Source organism: Streptomyces sp. NPDC002463 (genome assembly GCF_042889835.1).
Taxonomy (GTDB): Bacteria; Actinomycetota; Actinomycetes; order Streptomycetales; family Streptomycetaceae; genus Streptomyces; species Streptomyces nymphaeiformis.
The window spans coordinates 187,132-207,560 of record NZ_JBIARL010000008.1 but is presented as its reverse complement, the minus strand read 5'-3'; the positions used below and the strand labels follow the sequence as shown (position 1 = coordinate 207,560).

Here is a 20,429-nt window from a genome sequence, read left to right as displayed (position 1 = left end):
GTCAGGGACGACAGTCCCCGTCGACGGCGTGCGCGCGCGGTCCTCCCCATCACAACCGGTGAAGGACACGCACTCATGACGACGCCCACGATCGAGCTCAAGCCCTCCTCCAGCCCGCTGTCCGCCGCGGAGCGCGAGGCGATCCTGGCCAACCCGGGATTCGGCCGCTACTTCACCGACCACATGGTCACCATCCGGTGGACCGAGGGCCGCGGCTGGCACGACGCCCAGCTCGTGCCGTACGGCCCGCTCTCCCTGGACCCGGCCACGAACGTCCTGCACTACGCGCAGGAGATCTTCGAGGGCCTGAAGGCCTACCGCCGCCCCGACGGCTCGGTCGCCACCTTCCGTCCCGACGCCAACGCCCGCCGCTTCCAGCGCTCCGCGCACCGCCTCGGCATGCCCGAGCTGCCGGTGGAGACCTTCATCGAGGCCTGCGACGTCCTCGTCCGGCAGGACGAGGCCTGGGTTCCGGAGCACGGCGGCGAGTCCTCGCTCTACCTGCGTCCGTTCATGATCGCCACCGAGGTCGGCCTGGGCGTCCGCCCGGCCAACGAGTACCTCTTCGTCGTCATCGCCTCCCCGGCCGGCGCCTACTTCCCCGGCGGCGTCAAGCCCGTCTCCATCTGGGCCTCCGAGGACCGCGTCCGCGCCGTCCCCGGCGGCGTCGGCGACGCCAAGACCGGCGGCAACTACGCGGCCTCCCTGCTCGCGCAGGCCGAGGCGGCGGCCAAGGGCTGCGACCAGGTCTGCTACCTCGACGCGGTCGAGCACAAGTGGGTCGAGGAACTCGGCGGCATGAACCTGTACTTCGTGTACGGCAACAAGCTCGTCACCCCGACCCTCACCGGTTCGCTGCTCGCGGGCGTCACCCGCGACTCGCTCCTCCAGGTCGCCAAGGACCTGGGCTACGAGTCCGAGGAGGCCCGCGTCTCCATCGACCAGTGGCAGGCCGACACCGAGAACGGCACCCTCACCGAGGTCTTCGCCTGCGGCACCGCCGCCGTCATCACCCCGGTCGGCACGGTCAAGTCCGCCCGGGGCGAGTGGCAGCAGTCGGGCGGCGAGCCCGGCGAGGTCACGCTGAAGCTGCGCGAGGCGCTGCTCGCCGTCCAGACCGGCAAGGCCGAGGACAAGCACGGCTGGATGCACGAGCTCGGCAAGTAACTACTCCGTCGCCGCCAGGGCTTCCGGGGCCGTCACGGTCGCGGGAGCCCTGTTCGGCGTCAGGACGGCGTACAGCGCGCCGCCCACGATCCCCGAGAACACGAAGCTGCAGTCGATCCCGCCCGTCAGGGCGAGCAGCGGCCCCTCGTAGAGGGGCGTCGACATCGCGGCCAGGCCGACCGCCGCGCCGACCGCCCAGGAGAAGGTGGCGCGCGGGTGCCAGCCCGCCGAGAACCAGTAGATCCCGCCGCGCGAGCGGTTGTTGAAGACCTGGAGCGCCTCCGGGTCGTACGTGCCGCCGCAGCGCGCGTGCCCGATCAGGGTGATCACCGCCCACGGGGTCCCGATCGCGGTGAGCAGCAGCACGAACGAGGTCATCGCCGTCTGGGCGTCCGAGGCGAAGTGGCCGAGGAAGACGAAGGACGTCGCCACGGCCGCGACGACGAGGGTGGCACGCGCGCGCGTGGCCTTCGGCAGGATGGCGTCGAGGTCGAGGCCCATCGAGTACAGCATCAGCCCCGCGTTGCCGACGGAGCCGGCGGTGGCGGCGATCAGGAGCGGTACGAGGTACCAGACGGGGGACGCGGCGACGAGCGGGCCCGCGTAGTCCAGGCCGCCGCGCGCTGCCAGTGCGGTGAACGTGCCGAAGAGCTGCGGGACGAGCAGGCCGACGGTCAGGCCCAGGCAGGTGGCGCGCCACACGGTCTTCGCGCTGTACCGCTCGGGGGAGACGTACCGGGTGTAGTCGCCGAGCAGGGTGATGAAGGCCACGGGGCCGCTGAGGCCCGCCGCGACGGCGGAGAGCAGCCAGGTCGGCCAGAAGGAGCCGAGCAGGTACGGGGTGTCCGGGACCGCTGTCGTGGTGAAGTCCCCGGCGTAGGCGGCCAGGCCGATGGCGAGGAGCACGGTCATGCCGATCGCGAGCGCCTTGCTCAGCCGGAGCAGCAGCCGGTAGCCGTACACCGCGCCGACCACCGTACAGGCGGCGAGGAACGCGTAGACGGCGGCGTGGGCGGCGCCTCCGGTCGGCAGGCCGACGAGGCGGGCGAGTGTGCCCACCATCACGTCGCCGCCGATCCAGAGGGTCAGCGCGGTGTAGCCGAGCGAGAGCAGCAGCCCGACCACGGAGCCGACGAGCCGGCCGCGGACGCCGAAGAAGGCGCCGGAGGACGTGGAGAGGTTGGTCGCGGTGCGCAGGGACACGAGTGCGAGCGGGGCGGTGACGGCGACGCCGACGAGGGTGCCGGTGATCACGGACGTCACCGAGGCCCAGAAGCCGAGGCCGAAGGAGACCGGCAGCCAGCCGAAGACGATCACCCCCAGGCAGAGGTTGGAACCGAGCAGGATCGAGACGAGGTCGCGGGGGCCGCTGGTGCGTTCGGCCTCGGGGATGGTGTCGACTCCGCGCGTTTCTATCGGCATGAGGACTCCCTGCGGGGGCGAGTGGGACAATTTTAGAGCGGCGCTCAATGTGACCCACGCCTGTCGATGACGTCAATGCTTGGAGACTCGCGTCTCAACATTTAGAGTGTCGCTCAAACGTGTCGGAACTGCAGGAGGTGTTTGGGGCGTGCGACTGACCCCCACGGAACGCGATCGGTTGCTGCTCTTCGGCGCCGCCGAGCTCGCCCGCGCCCGCCGGGCCCGGGGCCTGCGGCTCAACGTGCCCGAGGCGACCGCGCTCATCGCGGACACCGTCTGCGAGGCGGCCCGCGACGGCAAGCGACTCGCCGAGGCGATCGAGGCGGCCCGCTCCGTCCTCGGACCCGACGACGTCCTGCCCGGCGTCGCCGACGTCGTCACCGAGGTCCACGTCGAGGCCGTCTTCGATGACGGCTCGCGGCTCGCGGTCGTCTCCGCCCCCATCGGCGGAGGCCGCCTGGGCGCCGAGGCGCCGGGCGCGCTGCTGCCCGGGCCCGGACACCCGGAGCTCGAACCGGCGCTCACCCTCCCCGTACGGAACACGGCGACGGTCCCCGTGAGCGTGACCTCCCACTTTCACTTCTTCGAGGCCAATCCGCGCCTGGACTTCGACCGCGCCGCCGCCTACGGCATGCGCCTCGCCATTCCGGCCGGAGCGTCGTTCCGCTTCGACCCGGGCGGCGAGGCCGAGGTCGGGCTCGTCCCGATCGGCGGCGCCCGCGTCGCCATCGGCTTCGCGGGCCTGGTCGACGGCCCGCTGGACGCGCCCGGCGCCAGGGAAGAGGCCCTGCGGCGTGCGGCGGCCTGCGGATATCTCGGTGCCGACGCCCCGAAGGAGGGGAACTGATGGACCCGTACGAGTACGCATCCGTCCACGGCCCGCGCGCCGGCGACCGGGTCGTCCTGGGTGACTCCGGGCTCGTCGTCCGCGTCGAGTCGGACTCGCAGAAGCCGGGGGACGAGTTCCTGGCCGGGTTCGGCAAGACCGCCCGCGACGGCCTGCACCTCAAGGCCGCGGCCGTCCGGGAGACCTGTGACGTCGTGATCAGCAACGTCCTGGTCATCGACGCCGTGCAGGGCATCAGGAAGACGTCGATCGGCATCCGTGAGGGCCGGATCCACGCGATCGGGCGGGCCGGCAACCCCGACACCCTCGACGGCGTCGACGTCGTCGTCGGCACCGGCACCTCGATCGTCTCCGGCGAGGGCCTCATCGCCACCGCCGGAGCCGTCGACACCCACGTCCACCTCCTGTCGCCCCGGATCATGGAGGCCTCGCTCGCGAGCGGCGTCACCACGGTCATCGGCCAGGAGTTCGGCCCCGTCTGGGGCGTCGGCGTCAACTCGCCCTGGGCGCTCAAGCACGCGTTCAGCGCGTTCGACGCGTGGCCGGTGAACATCGGGTTCCTGGCGCGGGGTTCGTCCTCGGACCCGGCGCCGCTGGTGGAGGCGCTCGCCGAGGGCGGTGCCTCGGGGTTCAAGGTCCACGAGGACATGGGCGCCCACACCCGGGCCCTGGACACCGCGCTGCGGGTGGCCGAGGAGCACGACGTGCAGGTGGCGCTGCACTCGGACGGCCTGAACGAGTGCCTCTCGGTGGAGGACACCCTGAAGGTGCTGGAGGGCCGTACGATCCACGCCTTCCACATCGAGGGCTGCGGCGGCGGGCACGTGCCCAACGTCCTGAAGATGGCGGGCGTGCCGAACGTCATCGGCTCCTCCACCAACCCCACGCTGCCCTTCGGCCGCGACGCGGTCGCCGAGCACTACGGGATGATCGTCTCCGTCCACGACCTGAAGACCGACCTGCCCGGCGACGCGGCGATGGCGCGCGACCGGATCCGGGCCGGGACGATGGGCGCGGAGGACGTCCTGCACGACCTCGGCGCGATCGGGATCACCTCCTCCGACGCGCAGGGGATGGGAAGGGCCGGCGAGACCGTACGCCGGACCTTCGCCATGGCCGGGAAGATGAAGGCCGAGCTGGGCCCGCTGGAGGGCGACGGCGCGCACGACGACAACGCGCGCGTGCTGCGCTACATGGCCAAGCTCACCATCAACCCGGCGATCGCCCACGGCCTCGCCCACGAGATCGGTTCGATCGAGGTCGGGAAGATGGCCGACATCGTGCTCTGGCGACCGGAGTACTTCGGCGCCAAGCCGCAGATGGTCATCAAGAACGGCTTCCCCGCGTGGGGGGTCGTGGGCGATCCGAACGCCGCCACCGACACCTGCGAGCCGCTCGTCCTCGGGCCGCTGTTCGGTGCGCACGGGGCCGCGCCCGCCGACCTCTCCGTCGCGTTCGTCGCGCAGGCGGCCGTCGACCTCGGCTCCGACGCCATGCCCACCCGGCGCCGGCGCGTCGCCGTGCGCGGCACCCGTGGCATCGGCCCCGCCGACCTGCGGTTCAACTCCCGCGTCGGCGACGTCCAGGTCGACGGCCGCACGGGCCTCGTCTCGCTCGACGGGTCCCCGATCCGCTCCGAGGCGGCCGAGTCCGTCTCCCTCAACCGCCTCTACTTCCTCTAGGACCTGACTCATGACCTTCCGCATGCCCGCCGAGTGGATGCCGCACGAGCGCACCTGGATGGCCTGGCCCAGCCCCAACCCCACCTTCACGAACGAGGAGGAGCTCGGCGAGGCCCGCGAGGCCTGGGCGTCGGTGGCCCGCGCCGTCCGCCGCTTCGAGCCCGTGACGATGGTCGTCGCGCCCGGCGACGCCGAGTCGGCCGCGGCGCTCCTCGGCCCGGAGATCGACCTGGTCGAGCGCGAGCTCGACGACGCCTGGATGCGGGACATCGGCCCGACGTTCGTCACGAACGGCACCGAACTCGCCGCCGTGGACTGGGTGTTCAACGGCTGGGGCGCCCAGGACTGGGCCCGCTGGGAGCACGACTCCAAGATCGCCCGCCATGTCGCGGACGTCGCGGGAGTCCCCGTACAGTCGTCCCCGCTGGTCAACGAGGGCGGCGCGATCCACGTCGACGGCGAGGGCACCGTCCTCCTCACCGACACCGTCCAGCTCGGCTCCGGCCGCAACCCCGAATGGACCCGCGAGCAGGTCGAGCAGGAGATCCACGCCAAGCTCGGCACCACGAAGGCGATCTGGCTGCCGCACGGCCTCTCCGGCGACTACGGCCTCTACGGCACCCAGGGCCACGTCGACATCGTCGCCGCCTTCGCCCGCCCCGGCACGGTCCTCGTCCACAGCCAGCAGGACCCGGCCCACCCGGACTACGTGCGCTCGAAGATGTACGTGGAGATCCTGCGCGGCCAGACCGACGCGAAGGGCCGCCCGCTGGAGGTCATCGAGGTCCCGGCGCCCACCGTCCTGAAGGACGAGGAGGGCGACTGGGTCGACTACTCGTACATCAACCACTACCTGTGCAACGGCGGCGTCGTCCTCTGCGCCTTCGACGACCCGCACGACGAGGTCGCGGCCGAGATCTTCCGCCGCCTCTTCCCGGACCGCGAGGTCGTCCTGGTCGACGCCCGCACGATCTTCGCGGGCGGCGGCGGCATCCACTGCATCACGCAGCAGCAGCCGAAGGTCTGAGAAACCGGCTCGTCGTGGCCGCACGCCGTGTGACAGCGTGCGGCCATGACCACGCACCCCTCCGGCCGGTACGGCCTCACCTTCCTGTACTCCGTCCCCGACGACGCCTGGTACGTGGAGCTGGACGAGGTGTCCGGGCAGCGGCAGCTGGCGGTGGGGGTCGTGCCGGACGAGGATCCGGCGCGCGAGCCGACCGTCTCGTTCCACCCGCGGAGCGAGCGGCAGATCCCGTACGACGTCATGCGGTGGTTCATGGAAGCGATGGCCGAGGAGATCCGTACCTCCCGCGCCTGGATGGCGCTCCGCCCCGACCTCGTCGAGGTGATCCACGGCCTGCGCCAGGAGCACCTGGGCGTGATCGGCGACGAGGACCTGGCGCCCGTCCTCGCGGAACTGCGGGCCACCGTGCCGGCCGCCGACCTCGCCGACGTGATGCTGCACGCCTTCGGGCGCGGGCCCGACGGCCGGATCCTGTAGAACGTACGAGTGAGTCAGAGCAGCAACCCCACCCCTTCCCCCTCCCACCCCCGTCGGCGCAACCAGGCCGCCCCTCCGCGGGAGGACGTGCTCGCCGCGGCGATGGACACGATCGCCGAGCGGGGGCTCGACGGGCTCACCATGGCCGGGCTCGGGCGGCAGGTGGGGATGAGCAGCGGGCACCTGTTGTACTACTTCCGCACCAAGGACGAGCTGCTGCTGCAGACCCTGGAGTGGAGCGAGGGGCGGCTCGGCGCCGAGCGGAGTGCGCTGCTCTCCCGGCCGGGGACCGCGCGCGACCGGCTCGACGGGTACGTCGACGTGTACGTGCCCGACGGGCCCCGCGATCCGCACTGGACCCTCTGGCTGGAGGTCTGGAACCGGTCGCAGAACGCCGACGACGACGCCCGCGCCCGGCAGGCCGCCATCGAGGGGGCCTGGCACCGGGACCTGGTCGCGATCCTCGCCGAGGGAGTCTCCCGGGGCGAGTTCCGCGCGGTCGACCCGGACCGCTTCGCCACCCGGATGAGGGCCCTCCTCGACGGCTTCAGCGTGCACGTCGCCGTCGGCATCCCGGGCACGGGGAGGGAGCAAGTCCTCTCCCATGTACGGGAGTTCGTGGACGAAACGCTGATCTCGCGACCGTAACGCACGTAAGTACTCCCGATCGTTGCGCGTTGCACCCTTGTTGCCCCCGCGTGATCTCCGGCACGGTTCCTGCCCATGGGACGAGAGCACTGGAAGAAGATCTGGGTCGGCTCCGCCGGCAACATGGTCGAGTGGTTCGACTGGTTCGTGTACGCGAGCTTCGCCACCTACTTCGCGGGGGCCTTCTTCCCCGAGGGCGACGACACCGCCAAGCTCATGAACACCGCCGGCATCTTCGCCGTCGGCTTCTTCATGCGCCCCGTCGGCGGCTGGCTCCTCGGCCGGGTCGGCGACCGCAGGGGTCGCAAGGCGGCGCTCACCCTCACCGTGACCCTGATGTCCGCCTCCGCCGTCCTGATCGCGATCGCGCCGACGTACGCCGTCGCCGGGTACGGCGGCGCCGTCGTCCTCCTCGTCGCCCGCCTCCTCCAGGGCCTCTCCGTCGGCGGCGAGTACGCCGCCAGCGCCACCTACCTCACCGAGGCCTCCGCCCCGCGCCACCGCGGCTTCGCCTCCAGCTTCCAGTACGTGTCGATGACCGCCGGCCAGATCCTCGGCCTCGGCCTGCTGCTCGTCCTCCAGCACACCCTGTCCGCCGACGCCCTGCACGCCTGGGGCTGGCGCATCCCGTTCGTCGTCGGCGCCCTCGGCGCGGCCGTCGTCTTCTACCTGCGGCGGACCATGCTGGAGACCGAGGTGTACGAGGAGAGCTCGGGCGCCGACAGCGGCGACCGGGGCACCCTCAAGGCCCTGTGGGCGCACAAGCGCGAGGCCTTCCTCGTCATCGCGCTCACCATGGGCGGGACCGTGGCGTACTACACGTACACCACCTACCTCACCAAGTACCTGTCCAACTCCGCCGGGCTGCCCAAGCAGACCGCCACCCTGGTCTCCTTCTGCGCCCTGATCGTCTTCGCCAGCCTCCAGCCGCTCGCCGGCCGGCTGTCCGACCGGATCGGGCGCCGCCCGCTCCTCATCACCTTCGCGCTCGGCTCCACCCTCCTCACCGTCCCGATCCTGACGATGCTCAAGCACGCGGGCTCCTTCTGGCCGGCCCTCGGCCTCTCCCTCCTCGCGCTCGTCGTCGTCACCGGCTACACCTCCATCAACGCCTGCGTGAAGGCCGAGCTCTTCCCGACCGGCGTCCGCGCCCTCGGCGTCGCCCTGCCGTACGCGATCGCCAACGCCCTCTTCGGCGGCACCGCCGAGTACGTGGCGCTCTGGTTCAAGGACGCCGGCATCGAGTCGGGCTTCTCCTGGTACGTGGCGGGCTGCGCGGCCGTCTCCCTGGTCGTCTACCTCGCGATGCGGGAGACCCGGGACATCGATCTGGGGCGGGTGGGTGCCGCCGCGTCCGAATCGAAACGAGATCAACTGCCCGTATCGTGAGACCGGCGTCCGCCTGATCCCGGACTTGTGCCAGACTTCCGGCGTGCTTGCTACCACGATGATTATCGGCAGCAGCGCGCCGGTCCGCAGTGGCCACTGAATCGCGGAACGACCCCCGCGGCAGTGGACACCGTGCCCCAGACCCGCGCGCAGACCTCTCGCACCCGCGAGGGGTTTTTTCGTTTTCCGGCCCCACCCACGCCGGAAGCGGACGACGCGTGAGAATGGGGGCAAGTGGATCCATACCTTCCGGAGCCACATCCGACAGGAGCCATCACAGCCATGACCACGGAGAACGCCGAGGGCTCGCGCCTCGACGACAGCTTCCATGTCTTCGACACGACCCTGCGCGACGGGGCGCAGCGTGAAGGCATCAACCTCACCGTCGCGGACAAGCTGACCATCGCCCGGCACCTCGACGAGTTCGGCGTGGGCTTCATCGAGGGCGGCTGGCCCGGCGCCAACCCGCGCGACACGGAGTTCTTCGCCCGCGCCCGGCAGGAGATCGCGTTCAAGAACGCGCAGCTCGTCGCCTTCGGCGCCACCCGCAGGGCCGGCGGCAGCGCCGCCGAGGACCCGCAGGTCAAGGCGCTCCTCGACTCCGGCGCCCCGGTGATCACCCTGGTCGCCAAGTCGCACGACCGGCACGTCGAACTCGCCCTGCGCACCACCCTCGACGAGAACCTGGAGATGGTCCGCGACACCGTCTCCTACCTGACCTCCCAGGGGCGCCGCGTCTTCGTCGACTGCGAGCACTTCTTCGACGGCTACAAGGCGAACCCGGACTACGCCAAGGCCGTCGTCCGCGCCGCGCACGAGGCCGGCGCCGACGTCGTCATCCTCTGCGACACCAACGGCGGCATGCTCCCCGCCCAGATCCAGGCCGTCGTCGCCACCGTCATCGCCGACACCGGCGCCCGCCTCGGCATCCACGCCCAGGACGACACCGGCTGCGCCGTCGCCAACACCCTCGCCGCCGTCGACGCGGGCGCCACCCACGTCCAGTGCACCGCCAACGGCTACGGCGAGCGGGTCGGCAACGCCAACCTCTTCCCCGTCGTGGCGGCCCTGGAGCTCAAGTACGGCAAGAAGGTCCTCCCCGACGGCGCCCTCGCCGAGATGACGAGGATCTCGCACGCCATCGCCGAGGTCGTCAACCTCACGCCCTCCACCCACCAGCCGTACGTCGGCGTCTCCGCCTTCGCCCACAAGGCCGGACTGCACGCCTCGGCGATCAAGGTGGACCCCGACCTCTACCAGCACATCGACCCCGAGCTGGTCGGCAACACCATGCGGATGCTCGTCTCCGACATGGCCGGCCGCGCCTCCATCGAGCTCAAGGGCAAGGAGCTCGGCGTCGACCTGGGCGGCGACCGCGAGCTCGTCGGCCGGGTCGTCGAGCGGGTCAAGGAGCGCGAGCTCAAGGGCTACACGTACGAGGCCGCCGACGCCTCCTTCGAGCTGCTGCTCCGCGAGGAGGCCGAGGGCCGGGCCCGCCGCTACTTCCGTACGGAGTCCTGGCGCGCGATCGTCGAGGACCGGCCCGACGGCACCCACGCCAACGAGGCGACCGTGAAGCTCTGGGCCAAGGGCGAGCGGATCGTCGCCACCGCCGAGGGCAACGGCCCGGTCAACGCCCTCGACCGGGCGATCCGGGTCGGCCTGGAGCGGATCTACCCGCAGCTCGCCAAGTTCGAGCTGATCGACTACAAGGTCCGCATCCTGGAGGGCCGCCACGGCACCGAGTCCACGACCCGGGTCCTGGTCACCACCAGCGACGGCAACGGCGAGTGGTCCACGGTCGGCGTCGGCGAGAACGTCATCGCCGCCTCCTGGCAGGCCCTGGAGGACGCCTTCACGTACGGCCTGCTGCGCGCCGGGATCGACCCCGCCGAATAGTCCCGCTATGTCTCGTTCGGTCTGGTTCGGGTAGCGTCGAACCATGAGGACCAGGGCGATTTCCAGAGGGTCGGCCCTCGGCGGGCTGCTCCTGCTCCTGCTGCTGGTCCTGGCGCCCCTCGCGAGCGCCAGGGCCACCGGCGTGTCCGACGCGGCCGCCGCCCTGAAACAGGGCCCGGTCTACGTCGACCCGGGGGCCGCCGGCCAGCTCTCCACGGCCGACGCCAAGGCCCTCGCGCAGAAGATCAAGGACGCGGACAAGCCGCTCTTCGTGGCGGTGCTCCCCGCGAACGCGCAGTTCCCGCCGGAGGACCTCTTCCAGAACCTCCGCACGGAGACCGGCATCACCGGCCTGTACGCGATCCGCCTCGGCAACGGCTTCGACGCCCGCGCCGACCGCTCGGTGCTGTCCCGGGACGCCGTGAACAACCTCGTCACCTCGGTGCGCCAGCCGGGCGCCGACGCGGCCACCGAGCTGAACAACTTCGTCGACCAGGCCCTGCCGGTGATGCGCGGCTCCGCCCCCGCGTCCTGGGGCTCGGTCGGTACGAACGACTCCGGGGTCCCCGTCGCCGGGCTCGTCGTCCTCGGCGGTGTCGTCGTCGCGGGCGGCGCGGGCGCCTACGCCGTCGTCCGCCGCAACCGGCTCCGCAAGGAGGCCGAGGAGCGCGCCGCCCTCGACCGGCTCCGGGTCGTCGTCGACGAGGACATCACCGCCTTCGGCGAGGAACTCGAACGCCTCGACTTCCACCCCGCCGAGCACGGCGCCGACGACGCCATGCGCGGCGACTACGAGCGCGCCCTCGACTCGTACGACCGGGCCAAGTCCCTGATGGGCGCGGTCACCCGGCCGCACGAGGTCCGCGCCGTCACCCAGGCCCTGGAGGACGGCCGCTTCTCCCTCGCCGTGCTGGCCGCCCGCCGCGAGTCCCGCCCGCTGCCCGAGCGCCGGCCCCCCTGCTTCTTCGACCCCCGGCACGGCCCCGCCGCCGACGACCGGATCTGGACCCCGCCCGGCGGCGCCCCCCGCCAGGTCCCGGTCTGCGCCGCCGACGCCGCCCGTCTCGACGACGGCCTGGACCCGGTGGCCCGGACCGTCGACACCGACACCGGCCGCCGCCCCTACTGGGAGGCGGGCCCCGCCTACGGCCCCTGGGCCGGCGGCTACTTCGGCGGCGGCATGCTCCCCGGCCTCCTCGTGGGCACCATGCTCGGCTCCATGCTCGCCACCCCCGCCTACGCCGCCGAGTACGGCGGCGCAGACTTCCAGGACTTCCAGGGCGGCGATTTCTCCGGCGCCGACTTCAGCTCCGGCGACTTCGGATCGAGCGACTTCGGGGGCGGCGGCGGTGACTTCGGCGGAGGCGGCGGGTTCGACGGGGGAGGCGGCTTCTAGACCGCCGGAGGTCACACCAGCGGCTTCACCGACATCAGCAGGTGGCGGTGGGTCTCCTCCGGGCCGTTGGTCAGGAGGGCGCGCTGACCCGGGCCCAGGAGGTGGAAGCGGACCTCGGGGGCGTCCAGGGAGCCCAGCGCGTCCAGGAGGTAGCCCGGGTTGAAGGCGACCGTCAGGGACTCCGAGCCCGTGAGGGTGGCGGGGAGGCGCTGGGAGGCCACGTCGTCCTCGTAGCCCGCCTGGAGGTGGAGGCCGGTGGGGGAGAAGGCCAGCTGGACCGGGCTGTCGCCCTCCGCGACGACCGCGACCCGCTTGACGGCCTCGGTCAGCGGGGCCCGCTCGGTGACCGCGAGGGCGTGCTCGCCGAGCGTGAAGAGCTTGTCGTGGCGGGGGAGCCGGCCGTCGAGCAGACGGGTGGTGGTGCGGGTGCCGCCGCTCTCGAAGCCGAGGGAGCCGGAGTCGAGGGCGAGGCGTGCCGGGCCGGTGCCCGCGAGGGAGCGGGCGATCTCGGTGAGGCGGCGGGCCGGGACGACCACGTCCGCGCCCTCCTCGGGGGCGCCGGCCTCCGGCTTCCACTCCAGGGTGCGGACCGCGTACCGGTAGCGGTCGGTGGCGGCCAGCGTCATCGTGGCGCCGTCCAGGGCGAGCCGTATCCCGGTCAGGACGGGCAGCGAGTCGTCGCGGCCCGCGGCCACGGCGACCTGGCCGACCGCGGCGGCGAAGGCGTCCCCGTCGACGAGCCCGCGCACCTCGGGCAGCGCGGGCGCGGCGGGGTAGTCGTCGAGCGGCAGCAGGGAGAGGCCGAAGCGGGCGTCGCCCGAGGTCACCGAGAGCCGGGCGCCCTCCACGGCGAGCTCGGTGGCGCCCCGGGGGAGCACCTTGCAGATGTCGAGCAGGCGCCGGCCGAGGACCAGGGCCCGGCCCTCGACGGCGGTGTCGGCCTCGACCTCGACGCGGGCCGAGGCCTCGTGGTCGAGGCCCGAGACGCGCAGTCCACCGTCCGCCGCCTCCAGGAGCAGCCCGCCGAGCACGGGCATGGGGGAGCGGGCGGGCAGGACACGCGCGGCCCAGGCCACGGCGTCGGTCAACACGGCGCTGTCGATACGCAATTCCATGCCGACGACGCTAGCGGCCGCCACCGACAACGGCGTTGAGCCCGTCGTGGCGCCGATCCCGCCAGGCGCCGGTTTCTAGCATTGCTAGACAAGGAGGCGTCGCTAGGCCTAGCGTTGCCATCAGTCCTAGCAGTGATAGATCAATCCTCTGGGGGAACCATGACGACGCACCGCCTCGCCACCGTCCTGTCCGTCCTGCTCGGCCTCGCCTGCCTCTGGTTCGCCTACGGCGGCCTGTTCACCCCCGAGGCCTTCGCCGCCGGCTTCGGCATCCCCTCCCTGCCCCAGGGCGACGCCGTCGGATTCCTCACGGTCAAGGCGGGCCGCGACCTCGCCGACGGCGCGATCGTCCTCACCCTCCTCGCGCTCGGCAGGCGCCGCTCGCTCGCCTGGGTCACGCTGCTCTTCGCGATGTCCCCCTGCGTCGACGCCTTCGCCGTCCTCACCCACGGCGGCACGTACGCCGCCGCGCTCGGCATCCACGCCTCCACCTGTGTCGGGATGCTCCTCACCGCCGGACTCCTCTTCGCGAGCTCGTCCGAGAGCGGAACCGTGAGGTCGAACTCCGTTGAGCGGGAAGGAAATCGCATCCTTGATCGTTCTTCTCTCTGACAGCGACAGCCACGCACGGGGGGAGCGGAGCCATGACCGACGTCGACGTCCACGGCACGGTGGAGCCCGGATTCGAATCCGTACGCGAGGTGTTCGCGGAGATCGCCGCGGACGAGGCCCGGGACGGCGGAGCCCAGCTCGCCGTCCACCACCACGGCAGGCTCGTCGTCGACCTGTGGGGCGGTGACGGCGTCGACGGGGACTCCCTGCTCGCGCTCTACTCCTCCGCCAAGGGCGTCACCGCCCTCGTCGTCGCCCTCCTCGTGCAGGAGGGGGCGCTCGAACTCGACCGCGAAGTCGCCTCCTGGTGGCCCGAGTTCGCCGCCGAGGGCAAGGGCGGTGTCACCCTGCGCGCGCTGCTCGCGCACCGGGCGGGGTCGATCGGGGTCGACGGGGGCTTCACCCTCGACGAGCTCGCCGACGACCGGGTGGTCGCCGCCAGGCTCGCCGCACACCGCCCGTACTGGGAGCCGGACTCCGGCCACGGCTACCACAGCCTCGCCTTCGGCGCCCTGGTCGGCGAGGTGGTCCTGCGGGCCACCGGCCGCACGGTCCAGGAGCTGTTCGAGGAGCGGGTCCGCGCCCCGTACGCCCTCGACTACTACCTGGGCCTGCCGGAGGAGCTCGAACCCCGCTTCCGTACGGCCCTGCCGATGCAGCCCACCCCCGCCCAGCAGGCGTTCCTCGCCGAGAACCCGTTGGAGCCGGACAGCCTGACGGCCATCGCCTTCAACGCCCACGCCGAGTCGCCGTTCGACCTCGTCGCGTACGGCAACTCCCGGACCGTCCGTGCGAAGTCGCCGCTCTCCGGCGGCGGCGTCGGCACCGCGCGCGGCCTCTCCCGGCTGTACGCGGCGGTCGCGGGCGAGCTCGACGGCCGGCCCCCGCTGCTCACCCCCGAGACCCTGGCCGAGTTCGCCCGGGCCCACTCCAAGGGCACCGACCTCGTGACGGGCGGGGAGAACGCCTTCGGCCTCGGCTTCGTCCCGCTCGCCACCCGCCACCCGTCCCTGAGTCCGCTCGCCGTCGGGCACAGCGGCGCCCCCGGCACCCAGTCCTTCGCCGACGCCGCGACGGGGCTCGCCTACAGCTACGCCCGCCGCCGCTTCGGCTTCATGAGCGGTCCCGGCGCGCCGGAGAACGACCGGCTGATCCCGGCCGTCGTCGAGGCTGCGGCAGCCCTGTAGGCCCGACGAACGCCGAGCGCCCGCCTTCCGCTGCGGCGGAGGGCGGGCGCGCTCGTGTGTCCGGAGGTTCCCGGAAGGGGTCAGGCGGCGTTCTTGATGGCGGAGATGTCGAAGTTCAGCTTGACCTTGTCGCTGACCATGACGCCACCGGTCTCCAGGGCCGCGTTCCAGGTCAGGCCCCAGGCGGAGCGCAGGATCTCGGCGGAGCCCTCGAAGCCGACGCGCTCGTTGCCGTAGACGTCCGTCGCGGTGCCGTTGAACTCCAGGTCGATGGCGAGCGGCTTGGTGACGTCCTTGATGGTCAGGTCGCCGGTGATCCGGTACTTGTCGCCGCCCAGCTGCTCGGCGCTCGTGGAGCGGAAGCTCATCAGCGGGAACTGCTCGGCGTCGAAGAAGTCACCGCTGCGCAGGTGGCCGTCGCGGTCGCCGATGCCGGTGTCGATGGAGGCGATCTTGACGTCGATCGAGGCGGTGGAGGCGCCGGGGTCGGAGCCGTCGAGCTTCAGCGCGCCCTCGTGCTCGGCGAAGGTGCCGCGGACGTTGGTGACCATCGCGTGACGGACGGTGAAGCCGATGCTGCTGTGCGCCGGGTCGATGGTGTAGTCGCCGGTGAGGGCGGCGAGGGCCGGGTCCACCGGGAGGGTGGCGGTGGCGACGGCGGACTCGTTGTTCTTGCGGCTGAAGAGACCCATGACGTGCTCCTTGTCGGTGTTTGTTGAACCTTCAACGAGAACGACTGTAGCCCTATTCCGTTCAACTTTCAACATCTGGGGAAGCTGTTCATCCGAACGGCGTCACGACGACACCGACGCCCTCTGGCGGACGCGCGTAGAACTACGGCACCATCTCCCTGCGCGACCGGATGCACCGGCTCCACACGTGCCATCCGGCTCCACATGCGCCACCGGCACCACGAGTACCACCAGCACCATGAGCACCACCGGCACCACGAGCACCACCTGCACAGCCGTCCCCAGCCGTCACGGTCACCCGCAGGAGGAACCCCCGTGAAGCTCCGCTCCGTCCTCACCGCAGTCGCCCTCGTCCTGGGCGCCCTCTTCGCCCCCGGCTTCGGTGCCCTCACCACCACCACCGACGCCCACGCCGTCACCAAGATCAGCCACGCCACCGCGACCTCGATGTTCCGGTCCTCCGGGATCACCTGGTCCTCGTCCGGCAACTGCTCGGACCGGAACAACTCCACCTGTACGTCCTTCGAGCAGCTCAACCTCGCCACCGCCCAGGGCGCCCAGACCCTGAAGAGCGCCAGCGGCTGCGCCCTCAACATCACGGGCGGCACCGAGACCGGGCACGCGAGCGGCACGTACTCGCACTGGAACGGCTACAAGCTGGACCTCAGCAAGTACACCTGCGTCGGGAACTACATCAAGAACACCTTCGCGTACATCGGGCTGCGCGGCGACGGAGCCCCGCAGTGGAAGTCCGGCGCCGGCAACGTCTACGCCGACGAGGGCAGCCACTGGGACGTGACCTTCTACAACTGCGGCGGCTGCTGAGCGACTTGGACTAACCGGAAGGGGTTGTTGGACTGGCGGGGCCCTCCGCGGACGATCTCGTTGACGGTGATCCGTCCCCCCGGGCCAACTGGTGCGCATGTCGCACCCACACACCTCAACCCCCTCCGCGGCGCGGCGGCTGCGCACGGCCTGTGCGCTGGCCGCCGCGTCGGCCACCGTGTTCGCCCTCTCCGGACCCGCCCTCGCGGAGGAAGCCCCCGCGGACCCCGTCATCGGCTCCGAGCAGCTCTCCGTCGCCGTCGCCGAGGACTTCCCCCGCGTCCTCTCGTACACCGACCGCGCGAGCGGCGCCCGTCTCCTCGGGAGTACGGCCCCGGTGACGCAGGTCGTGCTCAACGGCACCGCCCACGCCGTCCAGGCCAAGGGCGCGCCCGTCCTGACCGCCGCCTCCGCCGCGTACACCCTCGTCTTCCCCGACCTGCCCGGCGTCGAGATCGACGCCCGGCTCGGCGTCGACGGCCGCACCACCACCTTCAAGGTCACCGCCGTCCGCGACACCGAGGCCTTCCGCGTCGGCACGATCGACATCCCCGGCCACGACCTGGTCTCCGTCGGCTCCTCGGACACCGGCGCCGCGACCGCCTTCACCCGGCTCGACCCGGACTCCACCCGTACCGCCGACGTCTTCGCCCGGGTCACCGGCACCACCGCGGCCGAGGCGAACCCGGTCGGCGCGAGCTACGCCATCGTCAACACCGGCACCCTCGCCGCGGCCGTCGAGTCGAACTCCTCCTACGACAAGCCCTCCGGAGCCTCCGCCCGCGACGGCGCCCGCTTCTGGCACCAGGCCCGCAGGAGCGGCACCGAGACCCGCGTCGGCGTCTGGTCGGGACAGTGGACCTACCGCGGCGCCGGCGCCCCACAGCCCGAGAGCGGCGACAACCTGCCCTGGGCGAAGGTCGTCGTCACCCCCGACGCCAACGCCGACGGAGCCGTCGACTGGCAGGACGGCGCCGTCGCCTTCCGCACGATCGGGATCAAGGCCCCCGGCAGCGAGCAGACCCCGAACCGGGTCGTCGCCCACATCCCGTTCAACTTCGCCTCCCAGGCCACCCACCCCTTCCTCCGCACCCTCGACGACGTCAAGCGGATCTCGCTCTCCACCGACGGACTCGGCCAGTTCGCGCTGCTGAAGGGGTACGGCTCCGAGGGCCACGACTCCGCCCACCCCGACTACGGCGGCAACTACAACAAGCGCGCCGGCGGCCTCGCCGACCTCAACACCCTCCTGCGCGAGGGGAAGAAGTGGGGCGCCGGCTTCGGCGTCCACGTGAACGCCACCGAGTCGTACCCCGAGGCGCACAACTTCAGCGAGACCCTCGTCGACAAGACGAAGCCCGGCTGGAACTGGCTCAACCAGAGCTACTACATCGACCAGCGCCGGGACGTGAACAGCGGCGACCTCGCCCGCCGCTTCCAGCAGCTCCGCGACGAGACCGACCCCAACCTGTCGATGCTCTACATCGACGTCTACTACACCCACGGCTGGATCGCCGACAAGACGATGCAGGCCGTGCAGGCGCAGGGCTGGAACGTCGCCACCGAGTGGTCCGAGAAGTTCGAACGGGCCTCCCTCTGGTCCCACTGGGCCAACGACCTCGACTACGGCGGCGCCACCAACAAGGGCCTCAACTCGCAGATCATCCGCTTCATCCGCAACGGCGAGAAGGACACCTGGAACAACCACCCGGTCCTCGGCCAGACCGCCCTCGTCGACTTCGAGGGCTGGACCGGCGAGACCGACTGGAACGCCTTCTCCGCCAACATCTGGCAGCGCAACCTGCCCGCCAAGTACCTCCAGCAGCAGAAGATCACCCGCTGGAACGGCGACGACATCACCTTCACCGGCGGCGTCCGCGGCACCGTCGAGAACGGCCGCCGCACCTTCTACGACAACGGCCGCAAGGTCCTCGACGGCGAGAGCTACCTGCTCCCCTGGGACGGCGGCAAGAAGCTCTACCACTACAACAAGGCCGGTGGGACGACCAGTTGGGCCGTCCCCGGCTCCACGCGCGCTTACACCGTGTACAGGCTCACCGACAACGGGCGCGTGAAGACCGCCACCGTGCGCCCCTCCGGCGGACGGATCACCCTCGACGCGGTCGCCGGACAGCCCTACGTCCTCTACCCGGACAGCGCCCCCGCGCAGACCGCCCCGCAGTGGGGCCAGGGCACCCCGGTGAAGGACCCCGGCTTCAACGACGCCAAGCTCGGCGGCTGGACCAAGGCCGGCACCGTCGCCCGTGACACCGACGACCAGGGCCGCAACAGCGCCGAGCTCAGCGGCGCCGCCACCGCCTCGGTCCGCCAGCAGATCACCGGCCTCACCCCCGGCGCCCGGTACACGGCCTCCGCCCTCATCGAGGTCGAGCCCGGGAAGACCCGCCCCACCACCCTCTCCGCCGGGGGCGCGTCCGTCACCGTCGAGCGCTCCGCCCTGGAGGACCGGGTCGCCGCCTCCGACTGGAACGGCACACGCTTCCAGCGCGCCAAGGTCACCTTCACCGCACCCGCCGACGGCTCCGTCCCGCTGCGGATCCAGGCCGCGGGCGGCAGCCCCGCGACCGTCCGGATCGACGACGTCCGGATCGTCGCCAACGCCCCCGCGACGAAGGCCGGGACCGTCGCGTACGAGGACTTCGAGGCCGTCGACCAGGGATGGGGCCCCTTCCTCAAGGGCGACGCCGGCGGCACCACCGACCCCCGCACCCACATCGCGCAGCTGCACGCCCCGTACACCCGGGCCGGCTGGAACGGGAAGCTGATCGACGACGTCATCGGCGGCGCCGAGAGCCTCAAGTCCCACGACGAGAACAGCGGACTCGTCTACCGGACCGCGCCCTGGACCGTCCCGATGAAGGACGGCCACGACTACCGCGTGGAGTACGACTACCAGTCCAGCCACGCGGGCGCGTACGAGTGGGTCACCGGCTACGACCGTACGAACGGTGACGGGGCCGCCGTCGAGACCCGGCGCACCCCGATCGGACAGCAGCGGACCACCGGGCACTTCTCCGAGACCGTCACCGCCGGCTGCGGCGACACCTGGACCGGTCTGCGCAAGCGCGGGGACGCCCCGGAGGGCGCCGACTTCGTCCTCGACGGCTTCACCGTCACCGACCTCGGCCCGGCCGCCGAGCCCGCCGCCTGCGGCACGCTCACGGTCACCGCGCCCGAGACCCTGGAGCCCGGCCGCCCGAACCGGGTCACGGCCACCTTCGACAACGACGAGGCCGCCGACGTCACCGGCGCCCAGGCCGTCCTCACCCTCCCCGAGGGCTGGACCGCCGAACCCGCCGCGCCCGTCGCCCTCGGCACGGTCGCCCCGGGCGCGCGGGCCACCGCCACCTGGCAGGTGACCCCGCCGGTGGACGCGGCCTACCGGCCGTACCCGCTGGGCGCCTCCGTCACGTACGGCATCGGGGGAGGGCAGCGGAAGCTCACCGCCGCCACCACCGTCCGCACCCTGCCCCCGCCGCCCACCGCCGACAGCTGGGCCAGCGACCTCGACTGGACCTCGGCCGCCAACGGCTGGGGACCCGTCGAGCGGGACCTCTCCAACGGTGAGACCGGCACCGGCGACGGCTCCCCGCTGCGGATCGGCGGCGTGTCCTACGCCAAGGGCCTGGGCACCCACGCCCCGGCGAAGGTCCGTTACTACCTCGGCGGAAGGTGCACCTCGCTCACCGCCGAGGTCGGGGTGGACGACGTCCAGGCCACCCGTGGCAGCGTCCAGTTCAGCGTGCTCGCGGACGGTACGGAGAAGGCGAAGTCCCCGGTCCTCAGGGCCGCCGACCCGGCCTGGCAGCTCACCGCCGACGTCACCGGCGCCTCCTACGTCGATCTCGTCGTCGGCGACGGCGGCGACGGGAACGGCAACGACCACGCGGACTGGGGGAGTGCCCGCTTCCACTGCGGGAGCTGACACCCCCCGGCACAGCAAGCGCTTGCCGTGCTCATTGATTGCGTCGGAAACAGGGTGTTACACCGGGCGCCGACCGGTCTCCACCACTTCCCCCGGGA

Annotated in this window: 16 protein-coding genes; 13 read left to right on the top strand and 3 right to left on the bottom strand. The window is 71.9% G+C overall.

What is annotated here, in order from left to right; translation table 11 throughout:
* Positions 1-75 precede the first annotated feature (75 nt).
* Complete coding sequence (locus ACFYX3_RS18415; RefSeq protein WP_389014285.1) at positions 76-1,167, top strand: branched-chain amino acid aminotransferase; 1,092 nt, start codon at positions 76-78, stop codon at positions 1,165-1,167.
* Here ACFYX3_RS18415 and ACFYX3_RS18410 read toward each other — a convergent pair whose 3' ends face one another.
* A complete protein-coding gene (locus ACFYX3_RS18410; RefSeq protein WP_389014282.1) occupies positions 1,168-2,589 on the bottom strand; it encodes a cytosine permease in 1,422 nt (473 codons plus the stop codon). It lies immediately after the preceding gene.
* A 148-nt stretch (positions 2,590-2,737) separates the two neighbouring features.
* Between ACFYX3_RS18410 and ureA the strand changes: the two genes are divergently transcribed.
* The 8 genes from ureA to ACFYX3_RS18370 all read left to right on the top strand — a co-directional run bounded on the left by ureA (position 2,738) and on the right by ACFYX3_RS18370 (position 11,954).
* Positions 2,738-3,436, top strand: a complete 699-nt coding sequence (gene ureA / locus ACFYX3_RS18405) for an urease subunit gamma (protein WP_376592555.1) — start codon at positions 2,738-2,740, stop codon at positions 3,434-3,436.
* On the top strand, positions 3,436-5,118 hold the full coding sequence (locus tag ACFYX3_RS18400) for an urease subunit alpha (RefSeq protein ID WP_382661670.1): 1,683 nt from the start codon (positions 3,436-3,438) through the stop codon (positions 5,116-5,118). The genes ureA and ACFYX3_RS18400 overlap by 1 nt, the downstream gene beginning before the upstream one ends.
* A gap of 10 nt (positions 5,119-5,128) precedes the next feature.
* Positions 5,129-6,145 carry an agmatine/peptidylarginine deiminase gene (locus ACFYX3_RS18395; protein ID WP_382661671.1) on the top strand — a complete coding sequence of 339 codons (1,017 nt, stop codon included), beginning with the start codon at positions 5,129-5,131 and terminating at the stop codon, positions 6,143-6,145.
* Positions 6,146-6,190: 45 nt separating this feature from the next.
* Entirely contained in the window at positions 6,191-6,622 is a 432-nt protein-coding gene (locus ACFYX3_RS18390; RefSeq protein WP_389014277.1) for a hypothetical protein, read from the top strand.
* A 102-nt stretch (positions 6,623-6,724) separates the two neighbouring features.
* Positions 6,725-7,270 (top strand): TetR/AcrR family transcriptional regulator, encoded by a 546-nt coding sequence (locus tag ACFYX3_RS18385; protein ID WP_376592602.1) that lies wholly within the window; start codon positions 6,725-6,727, stop codon positions 7,268-7,270.
* Positions 7,271-7,345: 75 nt separating this feature from the next.
* Positions 7,346-8,659: an MFS transporter gene (locus ACFYX3_RS18380; RefSeq protein WP_389014274.1), complete on the top strand. Its 1,314-nt coding sequence runs from the start codon at positions 7,346-7,348 to the stop codon at positions 8,657-8,659.
* Between the two features lie 282 nt (positions 8,660-8,941).
* A complete protein-coding gene (gene cimA, locus ACFYX3_RS18375) occupies positions 8,942-10,558 on the top strand; it encodes a citramalate synthase (RefSeq protein WP_382661676.1) in 1,617 nt (538 codons plus the stop codon).
* A 43-nt stretch (positions 10,559-10,601) separates the two neighbouring features.
* Positions 10,602-11,954, top strand: a complete 1,353-nt coding sequence (locus ACFYX3_RS18370; RefSeq protein WP_389014271.1) for a hypothetical protein — start codon at positions 10,602-10,604, stop codon at positions 11,952-11,954.
* An 11-nt stretch (positions 11,955-11,965) separates the two neighbouring features.
* On the opposite strand, the gene dnaN is transcribed toward ACFYX3_RS18370, so the two are convergent.
* Positions 11,966-13,069 carry a DNA polymerase III subunit beta gene (gene dnaN / locus ACFYX3_RS18365; RefSeq protein WP_389014268.1) on the bottom strand — a complete coding sequence of 368 codons (1,104 nt, stop codon included), beginning with the start codon at positions 13,067-13,069 and terminating at the stop codon, positions 11,966-11,968.
* 159 nt (positions 13,070-13,228) lie between these two features.
* Between dnaN and ACFYX3_RS18360 the strand changes: the two genes are divergently transcribed.
* Both ACFYX3_RS18360 and ACFYX3_RS18355 read left to right on the top strand, forming a co-directional pair.
* On the top strand, positions 13,229-13,681 hold the full coding sequence (locus ACFYX3_RS18360; RefSeq protein ID WP_389014265.1) for a DUF4267 domain-containing protein: 453 nt from the start codon (positions 13,229-13,231) through the stop codon (positions 13,679-13,681).
* A 32-nt stretch (positions 13,682-13,713) separates the two neighbouring features.
* On the top strand, positions 13,714-14,868 hold the full coding sequence (locus tag ACFYX3_RS18355) for a serine hydrolase domain-containing protein (protein ID WP_389014262.1): 1,155 nt from the start codon (positions 13,714-13,716) through the stop codon (positions 14,866-14,868).
* A gap of 80 nt (positions 14,869-14,948) precedes the next feature.
* Here ACFYX3_RS18355 and ACFYX3_RS18350 read toward each other — a convergent pair whose 3' ends face one another.
* Positions 14,949-15,560, bottom strand: a complete 612-nt coding sequence (locus ACFYX3_RS18350; protein ID WP_352027639.1) for a YceI family protein — start codon at positions 15,558-15,560, stop codon at positions 14,949-14,951.
* Positions 15,561-15,875: 315 nt separating this feature from the next.
* Here ACFYX3_RS18350 and ACFYX3_RS18345 point away from each other — a divergent pair, with 315 nt between their 5' ends.
* Complete coding sequence (locus tag ACFYX3_RS18345; protein ID WP_376592533.1) at positions 15,876-16,385, top strand: hypothetical protein; 510 nt, start codon at positions 15,876-15,878, stop codon at positions 16,383-16,385.
* A 97-nt stretch (positions 16,386-16,482) separates the two neighbouring features.
* Positions 16,483-20,331: an endo-alpha-N-acetylgalactosaminidase family protein gene (locus tag ACFYX3_RS18340; RefSeq protein ID WP_389014257.1), complete on the top strand. Its 3,849-nt coding sequence runs from the start codon at positions 16,483-16,485 to the stop codon at positions 20,329-20,331.
* Positions 20,332-20,429 lie beyond the last annotated feature (98 nt).